This window comes from Streptomyces triticisoli (assembly GCF_003270085.1).
GTDB classification, from domain to species: Bacteria; Actinomycetota; Actinomycetes; order Streptomycetales; family Streptomycetaceae; genus Streptomyces; species Streptomyces triticisoli.
In genome coordinates this window covers 1-11458 of sequence record NZ_QFDQ01000289.1, presented here as the reverse complement: position 1 = coordinate 11458, position 11458 = coordinate 1, and the positions used below count along the sequence as shown (strand labels likewise).

Genomic DNA, 11458 nt, shown 5'->3' with positions numbered 1-11458 from the left:
CCCCGCTGGAGACCCGGCAGCGCCTCGAACAAGAACACGTCCTCGTGGCGTAAGCATCGAGTGTCCAAGATCACGGGGAAGCTCCACTCCAGGCCCGGGGCGCCGGGGTCCGTCTTCAGTTCGGTGAACTGCGATCGCCCGCCCCCAGCCACCGCGCCCTCGCCGTCCGAGCCGTGCTCGGTGCCGTCACCCGCGATCAGATCTTCCAGCCGCGATCGGGTCGTGTGACTGAGCCGGTCCAGCGTGCTACGACAGAACCGCTTCTCGAAGTCCTTGATCGCCTTGCCCACCAGCCGCCGCACCTGCCCGGGCGCTGGCGGCTCGATATGGTCGTTGCGGCACCGGGCCACCACGGCCGCCGCGAGCCGGTCACGGGACAGCTCCACCGGGCACAGCTCGGTGGCCAACCACGCGGCCTGCCGGTCCTGGTCCTCCTCGGTGTTCGCCTGGAACCCGTATGCCGCCCGGATCTCGCCTCGGTGCCGCTGGATCGCCTTGCTCTGCCAGTCGTAGTCCGACCACGCCTCTGCAGGCACCTTGACTTGCTGGGCCACGTACTCCACCGCGGCGGTCGGCACCTCCTGGGCCGACTCGGGGAACCAGGCCTCCACCTCGAAAAACTTGAGCAGCAGCGCGAACCCGAGCCGAGTCGCCCCGGACTTGTTCCGCACCCGCTTCATATCGTCTTCCAGCAGCGTCCAGACCTCGATCAGGTCTTCCGGCTCCCAGTCCTGCCGCACCCCGTACTCCTCGCCCCACGCCCGAGATCACTCGTTCAGCTCAACGAGGCGCCAGGCGAGGGGAAACGACGACTACAGCAGTCACACAGCGCTACATGTCCGTTCGCCGTAGCTATACGAGAACAGGGCCCACACCGCAGGAGTGCGGCGTCGACAATGGCCGACAGCAGGGTGTCGTCCGCCCGCCGATGCGGCTTGAGTTAAGGGAGTCGAGCAGCCACGTCGGGCGAGGGGGACAGGTGTACGACTACATCATCGTGGGTGCAGGGTCGGCGGGGTGCGTGCTGGCCGGCCGTCTGACCGAGGACGAGAGGACGCGCGTTCTTCTCATAGAGGCCGGCCCGGTGGACGATGCCCCGGACATCCACGTTCCGGCCGCGTTCAGCAAACTCTTCCAGACGAAGTACGACTGGAGTTACCTCACCGAGTGCGAGCCCGGGCTGGACGGCCGCCGCCGCTACCTGCCCCGCGGCCGGATGCTCGGCGGCTGTTCGTCGATGAACGCGATGATCTACATCCGCGGCAATCGCCGCGACTACGACGCCTGGGCGGCGGCCGGCGCCGACGGGTGGAGCTGGCAGGATGTCCTGCCGTACTTCCTTCGCGCCGAGGACTTCACGGGAGCCACGTCCCCGTGGCATTCCACCGGCGGGCCGCTCACGGTGAGCGAGGGCCGTTCCCGGCATCCCTTGATGGACGCATACGTGGCGGCCGCCCAGGAGGCCGGACACCCCTGCACCAGCGATTTCAACGGCCTCGAACAGGACGGCGTGGGCTATTACCACCTCACTCAGCGCGACGGTCTGCGCTGCAGCACGGCGGACGCGTATCTGCGGCCGGCCCTGTCCCGGCCGAACCTCGATGTGCTGACCGGTGTTCAGTGCACCCGCGTGCTGCTCGACGGCGAGCGTGCAACCGGCGTCGAGGTGGACCGGGACGGCGAACTGCTGTGCCTGCACGCCGAAGGGGAGGTCGTGCTGTCGGCCGGCGCCTACAACTCGCCGCACCTGCTCATGCTCTCCGGCATCGGCCCGGCCGGTGAGCTGGCGGCCCACGGCATCACGCCCCGCGTCGATCTTCCAGTGGGGGAGAATCTGCAGGATCATCCGCATGTCGGTCTGTGCTACCTCACCGACACGGAGTCGCTGTTCACCGCCGAGACACCGGACAACGTGCGCCTGCTGGAGACCGAGGGCCGCGGCCCGCTCACCTCCAACGTCGGCGAGGCCGGCGGTTTCCACCGCACCCGCGAGGGACTCGACGCCCCCGACATCCAGGTGAACGCCGCGCCGGTGATGTTCTACGAGGAGGGCATCAGCCCCGTGACCGACCACGCCTTCATGCTCGGCGCGGTCCTGCTCACCCCCACGAGCCGGGGCAGGATCTCCCTGCGGTCGGCGCTCCCCAGCGCCAAACCGCGCATCCTGCACAACTATCTGACCACCGAGGAGGACCGCGCCACGATGATCCGGGCGCTCCGGATACTGCTCGACATCGCCGACCGGCCCGGCCTGCGCAAGCACCGCCGAGCCGACTTCCGCGTACCGCGTTCCACGGACGACGTCGGCCTGCTCGACTTCGCCCGGCGCGAGTTGCAGACCCTCTACCACCCGGCGGGCAGCTGCTCCATCGGCCCCGTCGTGGACTCCCGGCTCAGCGTGCACGGCGTGAGGGGCCTGCGGGTGGTGGACGCCTCGGTGATGCCCACCGTGGTGCGGGGCAACACCAACGCACCCACGATCATGATCGCGGAAAAGGCGGCGGACATGATCCGCGGTCTCCCGACACGGGCGTGACCCTGACATCAGACCGGGCAGCGGGCGGACTGCGCCCCGTTCGGACCGGTCATGGAGAAAGTTCGCGGGCCCTGCAAGGGACGTGGCCGTCCGCGTCGCACCCCCGCCGGCGTCGGGGCGGACAAGGCGCACGGCAGTGGCAAGATCCGTGTCAAGCAGTGAGGTGGCCGTGGAAGGCGGCGCGGGCGTGGGCCAGGCCGGTGGTGAATGCCTGGTCGGCCCTGTTCTCAGCTTGACTCTGTCGGGGATCTTGAAGTTTCCCGGTGCGCCGGCGTGATCGGCGGGCATGCTCGGGATGTTCCGAGAGCCCATGCAGTTGCCGAGGTGTCCGTTGTCGCCCCGTCCTCGTTCCGGTGAGCAAGTCCCGCCTCTGACCGCGCAGATCGCGCGGGCGAGCAACCCGGATGGCACGGCGGCGATGTGGGTGAGAGACCGCCTGGACGGGCTGTGGCGTGACGAGGACTTCGCCGACTGGTACCCGCGCGACGGGCGCCCCGGCCTCTCGCCCGCCCAGCTGGCCACCGTCTGTGTGCTGCAGTTCCTGCTCGGCCTGTCGGACCGGCAGGCCGCCGAGGCGGTCCGCTGCCGCATCGACTTCAAGTACGCCATGGCCATAGAGCTGGACGATCCCGGCTTCCACCACAGCGTGCTGGCCGACTTCCGCGAACGTCTCACCGAGGGCGACCGCGCCGACCGCCTCCTCGACCTCGCGCTGGCCCGCCTCAAGGACGCCGGTCTGGTGCGCGAGCGCACCACGCAGCGCACCGACTCCACCCATGTGCTGGCCGCGGTGCGTGACCTGACCCGGCTGGAGATGGTCACCGAGGCGGTACGTGCCGCGCTGGAGGAAGTCGCCGGCACCGCCCCGCACCTGCTGGACGAGCTGGTCGACGAGGAGTGGGGATGTCGTTACGGCCGTCCGGTCCGCCTGGGCAAGAACCCCACCAAGCCCAAGACCAGGATCCTCGCCACCGGCAACGACGCCGTCCGGCTCCTGGAACACCTCTACCGGCACGGAGCAGACCGCGTGTCCGGCCTTCGCGTCCAGGCCCTGCGTCAGATCGTGGTGCAGAACTACCACCGCGACTCCGCAGGACACCTGCGCTGGCGCACCGCCGAGACGGAAGACGGGCCCGGGCTGCCGCCCTCGTCCCGGGCGATCGTCTCCCCGTACGACACCTCGGCCCGCTATGCCCGCCACGGGCACATCATCAGCTGGAAGGGGTTCTCCGCCCATCTGACGGAGACGTGTGCTCCCGACGGCCCCAACGTGATCACGGACGTGGCCACCACCGCATCCACCACCCACGACAGCAAGGTCCTGCCCGGCATCCACACCCGCCTGCACCGCCGCGGCCTGCTGCCCGCCGAGCACCTGGTCGACAGCGGCTGCACCTCCCTGCCCCACCTGGAACAAGCCGCACGTGATCACCAGGTCACCGTCTCCGGACCGCTCCGGGGCGATCCCACCCGGCAACACCGCCGAGGCGAGGGCTTCGCCCGGGACGACTTCCACATCGACCACGACCGCCGGCAGGTCACCTGCCCCCAGGGGCAGGTCAGCCAGGGCTGGCAAGGCCCCTACCCGACCTCCTCGCCCACCGCGGCTCCGCTGATCGTGGCACGGTTCACCAAAAGCCAGTGCCACCCCTGCCTGGCCCGCGCCCAGTGCACCACCTCCCGCGAAAGCACCCGCACCGTCGGCTTTCCTCCGCGAGAACTCCGCGACCTGCAACTCCGCATCCGTGCCGAGCAACAGACACCCGAGTGGAAAACCCGCTACGCGGTCCGCTCCGGAGTGGAGGGAACGGTCAACGAGTTCGCCCACGGCCACGGCATGCGCCGCTGCCGCTACCGAGGACAGGGCAAGGTCCACCTCCAGCACGTCCTGACCGCCATCGCCGTCAACATCGAGCGCCTCAGCGGCCTCCCACCGACCGCGGAAGCACCCCGGCCACGCCGACCGACCGCTTTCCAGACCTACCTCGATCAGCACGAGATCCCCCGGCCGAAGTCCTGGCGCACCCTGGGTACCTGACCTCGGCAACTCCAAGATCCCCGACAGAGTCAAGGTCAGACCTGCTCACCGTGAGGCGGTGGCACGGGACCGCTCGGCATGCCCACCGGGATGAGTTGTGGGCGCTTGGCGGTGCGGCCGTCGCCGGAGGAGCGACCGCGAAGGCGCCGGGTGAGCCAGGGGCCAAGGAAACTGGCGGCCCACCGGAGTTCGCCGGTGACGGCGCGCCACCCGGTGGGCGTGGGTGTCCCCGGCGGTAGGGGGTGGGTCCAGGTGTCGTCGGCGCCGGGCAGGTTGAGGGCGTGGGCGAGGGCAGCGGCGATGCGCTGGTGACCGAGAGGGCTGGCGTGGAGGCGGTCCGGGCTCCACAGCCGGGGGTCAGTGACGACGGGGTGGTGGCCCGTTTCGACGACGGTGACGCCGTGGCGGCGGGCGGCCTCACGAATGCGCTGGTTGAGGGTAGTGACGCGCGGGGTGAGGGGGCGGGCGAGTGGCGTGATGCGGGCTGGGTCGGGAAAGGTGAGAGTGGCGACGTGGGCGCCCTGGGCAGTGAGGGCGGCGAACATCGCTTCCACGTTGCCGGCAACGTGGTCGGCGTCGAAGCGGGGGCGGAGGACGTCATTGACGCCGACGACCACGGTGGCCAGGTCGGGGCGCAGCGCCAGGGCGGGCGCGAGCTGTTCGGCGTGGATCTGCGCGGCGAGGCGACCTCGTACAGCGAGGTTGGCGTAGACGAGGCCGGGGTTGTCGCGTGCGAGGTGTTCGGCGAGGCGGTCGGCGAAGCCGCGCAGGCTGGTGGTGTCGTCACCGTCGCCCAGGCCCTCGGTCTGGCTGTCGCCCAGCGCGACGTAGCGGCTGTACGCCGCGTCAGTGGTGGGCATGGGCCTGCCGCCTCTCCTGCAGAACCGTGATCGTGTGCTGGCACCAGTCGCGGTTGCCCTGCTCGAAGGCCAGGCCGCGCATGCACGTCAGGTACGGGCCGATGGGGTCGCAGTGGCGCAGGAACTCCTCCTCCGTATGGTCTCCGCGCATACTGCGCAGCATCTTGCCGAAGAGGTCGATCTTCGCTTCGGCGAAGGCGGCGCGTTCGGAGAGCTGCGCGATCAGGGCCTGGCTGTCGACGTGATCGGCGGCCTGGACCATGACGACCAGGTCGTCGCGGATGAAGGAGGGCTTCGCGGAAGCGGCCGTGAAATCTCCCAGTTCCGCCAGCCCGGCTTCGGTCACGTGGAACAGGCGCTTGTTGGGCCGGGTCTCCTGGACCACCTCTCGGCCCGCAATGAGCCCGCCCTTCTCCAGGCGGGACAGCTCGGCGTAGAGCTGCTGCGGCTGGGCGTGCCAAAAGTTCGCCACGCCGAGGTCGAACGCCTTGGCCAGTTGGTACCCGCTGAGCTCCCCGTCGAGCAGCGCCGCCAGCACGGCGTGTCTTAGCGCCATCGGGACTTTCTCCTTCATGCCTCTGTCGCCGGTAGTGCAAGCCATGCTAGTAATGAAACAGATTAATCATCGTTATGACTAGGGGGCTGGTCATGTCGACTGCCGACCGATTCCGTGGTGCCGTAGACCGCCGTGACCTCGCGGCACTGGACGAGCTGTTCACCGAAGACATCCGCCTCTACAGCCCGGTGAAGTTCAACCCCTTCGAGGGCAAGCCGATGGTGCTGGGCCTCTTCCAGGTCCTGCTGCGAACGTTTGAGGACTTCCGCTACGTCGGCGACTACACCGGCGCTTCGCAGACCAGCTCTGATGGCACGTCCGCCCCGTCGGCGGCGCTTCTCTTCCGTGCCAAGGTGGCCGGCAAGGAGATGCACGGCATGGACCTGCTGCACTTCGACAACGACGACCGGGTCAAGGAGATCACTGTCATGGTCCGCCCCCAGTCCGCAGTCCAAACCCTCGGTGAAGCGGTCCTCGCCGGCCTGGTCGCAGAGGGCCTCGTGTCAGCGCCCTCCGGTCAGTAGACGCGCACCCTGCCTGCCGCAGACTCCCGTGGCGGGGAGCCGGTCGACTCTTGAGGCCGCGGCATCCCCCGACTGCCCGTTGTGCATGCGAGTGGGACGGTGAGCAGCCCTGGGGATTTATTTTTAGAGAGCGCCAATAAGGGTGCCGACGATCGCATCAGGCGTTCGTACGACGAGCACTGTGTTGGCATCACAGGTCATCATCCGGCCGAGCGCTTCGTAGTCGAGGGACCTGGCGGTCGAAGACAACTGCGGAAGCAACCTGCTGAAAGCGTCGACGAGTTCCTGACTCACCTCCCGGATGATCTCTACACGGATGTCCATGCCAGGAGCCCATCCGTCGACCGACACTGCACAGTCACGCCAGCAGGACGGGTCGCTGCCGACCACTCACCCCCGACGAATAGCCGTCCTTACCACCAAGACGCCGCGGTCCGGGAAACCCGGAGACCGTCAGGGAAGGCCTGCTGCTTGGCCGATGTCAGGCACAGGCCGACGAAATGCCTTGCGGAGGGGGCTCCTGACGTTCCGGCCCGTCAGCCTCTGCCGACCCATGCGGAGAGGACGGATTTGCCTGACGGCCGCTCATGCACAGGCTGGGCGTGACGCACAAGCCAGGGCAGGGCCAGGCCGGGCGGGCGAGTGCGTCAGGGATAGCCTGACGGGCATGACCGGCGCCCCGACGCCGCCGCCCACCCTGTCCCCGAGGGACGAGGTCCGGGTCTCTTTCGGCCTGTGCGCCAAGAAACTCGGCGACCTCGCCCACGACCTGATCCCGCCCGACCCGGCGCCCCGCCCGGAGACCGCCTGCGCCGCGCCCTCGCCCTGCGCGAGCGGCTGGACACCCTCATTGCCCAGGCCGTCGTCGCCGAACGCGAGGAGGGCACCAGCTGGGCCGCCATCGGCGCGGCCGTCGGCGGCATCACCCGGCAGTCCGTGCACGGGCGCTGGGCCGGACGACTGGGCGACGGCCGGGCGCCGCGCCCTCGGCGGCAGCAGCGGCCTGACCGCCTGGGACGCCGCGGCCGCCCTGGACATCGCCTACGCCCGCCTGGACGACGACCGCCCCCGCGACGCGTTCAGCTCCGGCCTGGACGCCGTCCGCTTCCCCGACGCCGAGGCCGCGCGGGTCCGCCGCGTGTGCGCCGCAGCCCTAGAGGCCCGGCTGCGCGGCCTGAAGGACGAAACCGACGGCCTGACCCGCCGCTTCCGCGCCCTGGCCGGCACCGCCCCGGCCGCCCGGGCCGGGGCGCTGCGGCGCCGGGCCGAGGTGCACGACGCCGCCGCCGGCCTGCTCGACGAGCTCGGCAAGCTCGAACCGGACCGCGCCGACGAGCACCGCAGCAGCGCCGAGCAGTACCGGGCCGAGGCCGCCGCCGACCGCGAGTTCGCCGACCTCCTGGCCCGCCCCCTCCCCGAACCCGGCACAGGGCGCTCCGCCCCCGAGCCCCAGCGCCTGGCCGACGCCGTCGAGCAGATCACCAGGGAGCAGGCATGACGGCGCTCTCGACCACTCTGTTGTCCGGCGTTGAAAATGCCGATGAAGGCAGCGTTCACGATGCCGACGGGCTCTCATGGTGACGCCCCGCCGGTGGGTGTTCCGGCGGGGCGGTCGTCGGCAAGGTATCGGTGGTGGACGATCACGGATTCCCCAGGCTCCGGGTTCCGAGGTCAGGGCAGCGTGAGTTCCTCCAACTGTTGAACGACGTGTTCGATGGGTGCGGTGGCGTCGATCTCGACGGTGGCGGTCGCCCGCAACAGCGGTTCGACGGTGGCCAGGTGGTGGAGAATGGCGTCTCGTTCTTCGGGCTGCTTGCCGTAGGGGTTGGTGGTCCGGGCTGCGATGCGGGCCAGCAGCACCTCGGCAGGTGCGCTCAGCAGCACGATGTGGTCGAACTGCGGATAGAGCCGGCCTTGGTTGGTCTTGCAACCGGCAACGAAGAGGCTGCCCTCGTGGTGGCTGGTGAGCAGGTCGGTGATGGCCTGCTCCCGCCAGATCCAGTCGGTCGAACCGTCCGGCAGTGTCACCCAATGGCTCCAGGCGTCGGTGTCGGTGTCCACCGTGCGGTGCCCGCGCTGGCGCAAGTGGTGGAGTGCTGTCGACTTGCCGATGCCCGACATCCCGGTGATCAAGACCTTCACGGAGCGAGCCTAATACTCCAGCCGTAGATCGTGATCACGCTTGGGCTGTGGCCTGGCGGTGGTAGTGGCTTGCTTGGGATCGGGCCTGGTGGCGGCGTCGCCAGTGGGACCAGCGCAGTCGGTGGGCCGCGTCGTGAACGTACTGGGCGGCGAGGGTGATGAACAGGCGCGCGATCTCATTGCAGGTGAGCGCGATCAACTCGTCCGTGGCGGGGTGTCGGGCGTGCTCGTCGGCGCGGACGACGGCAAGGAAGGCGTGGGCGAGCATGGCCAGGGTGACCCAGCGCGACCAGGACACGTAACGGCGGACCTGGTGCTCGTCCAGTCCAGCCAGGCCCTTTCCGGACTGGAACGTCTCCTCGATGCGCCACCTTGACCCCGCGACCCGCACCAGCGTCGTCGGCGGCACGGGCTGGGGCGAGTAGCAGCGGTAGTAGGCGAGTTCGCCGGTGATGCGGTTGCGGCGGATCAGCAGGTGGCGGTGTCCGGGGCGAGGGTCGGGCAGGCCGATGACCGCCCAGTCGTAGAAGCGCTGCCCTTTGGCACCGGCTCCGGCGGACAGCTTCTGCCAGGCCCGCTCGGGGAGCTTCTTGGCCAGGGCGTCCGCGTGGAACTTCCCTGCCCGGGTGGTGACTTCGTGGTTGCAGGCCACCGCGAGCACGTAGCCGATGGAGCGTCCCTCCAGAGCGCTGCGCAGTTTGGGGTTGCCGCCATAGACCTCGTCGCCGGCCACCCACTGGGCGTGGTGGCCGGCATCCAGGAATCGAGCGATCATCCGGGTGGCCAGTTCGGGTTTGGTGGCGAACGCGATGTCCGGGTCGAGCCCGGCGGTCCGGCAGCGGTCCGGCTGGTCGGTCCACGAGCGCGGTATATACAGCTCCCGGTCCACCGCGGCGTGTCCGCGCTGGCCTGCGTAGACCAGGTGGACGGCGACCTGGGAGTTCTCGATCCGGCCCGCGGTGCCGGTGTACTGGCGCTGGACGCCGACCGTATGGGTGCCCTTCTTCACATCGCCGGTCTCGTCAACCACCAGGATCGCCTGGTCGTCGTGCAGGTACTCGACCACGTAGTCGCGCAGATCATCGCGGACCGCATCGGCGTCCCACTTGGCCCGGTTCAGCAAGTGCTGCATGCCGTCCGGGGTCGCCTCCCCGGCCCACTCGGCGATGGTCCAGCAGTTCTTGCGCGGCAGGTCCGCCAGCAGGCCGAGCACCAACGACCGTATCCGGCGGCGGGGTTCGACCCGGGGGAACCGGCCCGCGATCCGCCCCATCAGGACCTCGAACGCTTCTTGCCAGCGGGCAGGGTCTACGCTGTGACCTGCGGCCACCGCATGATCTTCTGTCTTCACACACCGATGATCAACGGTGGCCGCAGCTGTCCCCAACACCGCCCCGAACCAGCAAGATCGCGATAGCACGACCGGGTGCCAGCTATTTGATCCTGCATCGGGAAGAACTCAGCCCTCGCATCCGTTCCACGCAAGCAGTGAACATACGGAATGCTGGACAGAAGGGTGAGGCCGTGTCAGTGGCGTTCAACGAGGAGACGCGCAAGCTTCTGGACGGGAGGAACTTCGCCACCGTCGCGACGCTGAACCGGGACGGCGGGCCACAGACCTCGGTGGTCTGGATAGCAAGGGACGGAGACGCGGTACTGTTCTCCACCACGGCAGGGCGACAGAAGGCCCGAAACCTCACCCGGGACCCACGGGTCAGCCTCACCGTCTACGACACCGAGAACCCGTACCACTCCGTGGACATCCGCGGCACCGTCGAACTGATCGAGGACCGGGAGAAGTCGCTTCCGCGCAAGCTCTCGCAGAAGTACCTCGGCGAGGACCCGCCCGCCGAGTCGGACGATGTCCTCCGGCTAGTCGTCCGAGTGACTCCGCAGAGGATCTCCGGCTTCTCTGCCTGAGGCCAACAGCGCCTGTGCCGGGACAAGTTCGGCACAGGCGCTGTCGGCGCTGGTTCGCATGTGATCACGATCTACGGCTGGAGTACTAAGGCGCCGTTTCCTTTGGCTGTTAAGAGTGCTGTATGTCTGTCAGTGCGGTGTGAGAGCCTCCGGGCATGAGCTACGACCTGGCTGTCTGGGAAGGCAAGCGGCCGGCGGATGACAAGACCGCCGGCCGGGTCTTCAACGACCTGTACGACCGCTATCTCGACGGTGAGGACGAGGAACCTCCGTCCGAACGCATCGCGGCCTACGTCGGAGCACTTTTGGAGCGGTGGTGTGACACCACCGAGGATGTGGAGGAGACGTCCCCTTGGGTCGCGGGGCCGTTGATCAGTGAGGCCAGGGGCCCAGTCATCTACTTCGCATTGCGGTGGGACAGAGCAGAAGGGGCGTCCGCCTATGCGGCAGCCCTCGCGGGCTCAATGGGGCTGGTCTGCTTCGATCCCCAGCAGAGACAACTCAGGCCCTGATGGTCCTGGCCATGCGGCGGTAGCCGATCAGAAGTGCTGCTGGACCGACGAAGGCGAGGAAGTGCTCGGCCTTGCGTTTGTAGCGGCGGTGCAGGCGTCGGCAGCCGGCGAGCCAGGAGACCGTCCTCTCGACGACCGGGACGATTTGACCTGTTCGCGCCTTCCTTGATCGCTCTGTGTGGTGCTTTTCGGACCGGTTGTCAGTGAGGTTTTCTCAGCGAAATGATCTACGCGAAGGGGTGTGAACCTGCCCATGCGTGGGCAGGTCGGACGGGCTGTACCCGGCTGCGGACAGACGTAAAGCCCCTGGTATTGCGTCCTGAGCATGGAAGGAAGTTGGTTGTAGGTCAGCTTCTGGAAATGGTGCTGT

The 11458-nt window shown here is 68.7% G+C and carries 12 protein-coding genes and 1 pseudogene; 6 read left to right on the top strand and 7 right to left on the bottom strand.

Annotation, left to right across the window (positions count from 1 at the left end):
• The coding region (locus DEP02_RS32375) for a DUF4158 domain-containing protein (protein WP_157977593.1) at nt 1–740 on the bottom strand (740 nt) is incomplete at its 3' end.
• 239 nt (nt 741–979) lie between these two features.
• On the opposite strand from DEP02_RS32375, the gene DEP02_RS32370 reads away from it, so the two are divergent.
• On the top strand, nt 980–2536 hold the full coding sequence (locus DEP02_RS32370; RefSeq protein ID WP_332872034.1) for a GMC family oxidoreductase: 1557 nt from the start codon (nt 980–982) through the stop codon (nt 2534–2536).
• 418 nt (nt 2537–2954) lie between these two features.
• The gene (locus DEP02_RS32365) at nt 2955–4574 is read left to right on the top strand and encodes an IS1182 family transposase (protein WP_232839379.1); all 1620 of its coding nucleotides are present in this window, start codon (nt 2955–2957) and stop codon (nt 4572–4574) included.
• Nucleotides 4575–4609: 35 nt separating this feature from the next.
• On the opposite strand, the gene DEP02_RS32360 is transcribed toward DEP02_RS32365, so the two are convergent.
• Both DEP02_RS32360 and DEP02_RS32355 read right to left on the bottom strand, forming a co-directional pair.
• On the bottom strand, nt 4610–5434 hold the full coding sequence (locus DEP02_RS32360) for an SGNH/GDSL hydrolase family protein (protein ID WP_112471233.1): 825 nt from the start codon (nt 5432–5434) through the stop codon (nt 4610–4612).
• Nucleotides 5421–5990 carry a PadR family transcriptional regulator gene (locus DEP02_RS32355; RefSeq protein WP_112471232.1) on the bottom strand — a complete coding sequence of 190 codons (570 nt, stop codon included), beginning with the start codon at nt 5988–5990 and terminating at the stop codon, nt 5421–5423. Before DEP02_RS32355 ends, DEP02_RS32360 begins: the two co-directional genes overlap by 14 nt.
• Nucleotides 5991–6082: 92 nt before the next feature.
• Here DEP02_RS32355 and DEP02_RS32350 point away from each other — a divergent pair, with 92 nt between their 5' ends.
• The gene (locus tag DEP02_RS32350) at nt 6083–6514 is read left to right on the top strand and encodes a nuclear transport factor 2 family protein (protein ID WP_112471236.1); all 432 of its coding nucleotides are present in this window, start codon (nt 6083–6085) and stop codon (nt 6512–6514) included.
• A 123-nt stretch (nt 6515–6637) separates the two neighbouring features.
• Here the strand turns inward: DEP02_RS32350 and DEP02_RS32345 are convergent, their stop codons facing one another.
• Nucleotides 6638–6838, bottom strand: coding sequence for a hypothetical protein (locus DEP02_RS32345; protein WP_198668697.1), 201 nt, complete (start codon nt 6836–6838; stop codon nt 6638–6640).
• A 343-nt stretch (nt 6839–7181) separates the two neighbouring features.
• Between DEP02_RS32345 and DEP02_RS32340 the strand changes: the two genes are divergently transcribed.
• The gene (locus tag DEP02_RS32340; protein ID WP_112471231.1) at nt 7182–8012 is read left to right on the top strand and encodes a hypothetical protein; all 831 of its coding nucleotides are present in this window, start codon (nt 7182–7184) and stop codon (nt 8010–8012) included.
• Nucleotides 8013–8185: 173 nt separating this feature from the next.
• On the opposite strand, the gene DEP02_RS32335 is transcribed toward DEP02_RS32340, so the two are convergent.
• Both DEP02_RS32335 and DEP02_RS32330 read right to left on the bottom strand, forming a co-directional pair.
• Nucleotides 8186–8656: an AAA family ATPase gene (locus DEP02_RS32335; RefSeq protein WP_198668696.1), complete on the bottom strand. Its 471-nt coding sequence runs from the start codon at nt 8654–8656 to the stop codon at nt 8186–8188.
• Nucleotides 8657–8690: 34 nt separating this feature from the next.
• Nucleotides 8691–9929 carry an IS701 family transposase gene (locus tag DEP02_RS32330; protein ID WP_112471230.1) on the bottom strand — a complete coding sequence of 413 codons (1239 nt, stop codon included), beginning with the start codon at nt 9927–9929 and terminating at the stop codon, nt 8691–8693.
• Nucleotides 9930–10180: 251 nt separating this feature from the next.
• On the opposite strand from DEP02_RS32330, the gene DEP02_RS32325 reads away from it, so the two are divergent.
• Complete coding sequence (locus DEP02_RS32325) at nt 10181–10576, top strand: PPOX class F420-dependent oxidoreductase (RefSeq protein ID WP_112471229.1); 396 nt, start codon at nt 10181–10183, stop codon at nt 10574–10576.
• A gap of 155 nt (nt 10577–10731) precedes the next feature.
• Nucleotides 10732–11088 carry a hypothetical protein gene (locus tag DEP02_RS32320; protein ID WP_112471228.1) on the top strand — a complete coding sequence of 119 codons (357 nt, stop codon included), beginning with the start codon at nt 10732–10734 and terminating at the stop codon, nt 11086–11088.
• Here the strand turns inward: DEP02_RS32320 and DEP02_RS32315 are convergent.
• Nucleotides 11078–11224: pseudogene (locus tag DEP02_RS32315) on the bottom strand (IS5/IS1182 family transposase); the annotation flags it as partial. The gene DEP02_RS32320 and the pseudogene DEP02_RS32315 overlap by 11 nt on opposite strands.
• Between the last annotated feature and the right edge of the window lie 234 nt (nt 11225–11458).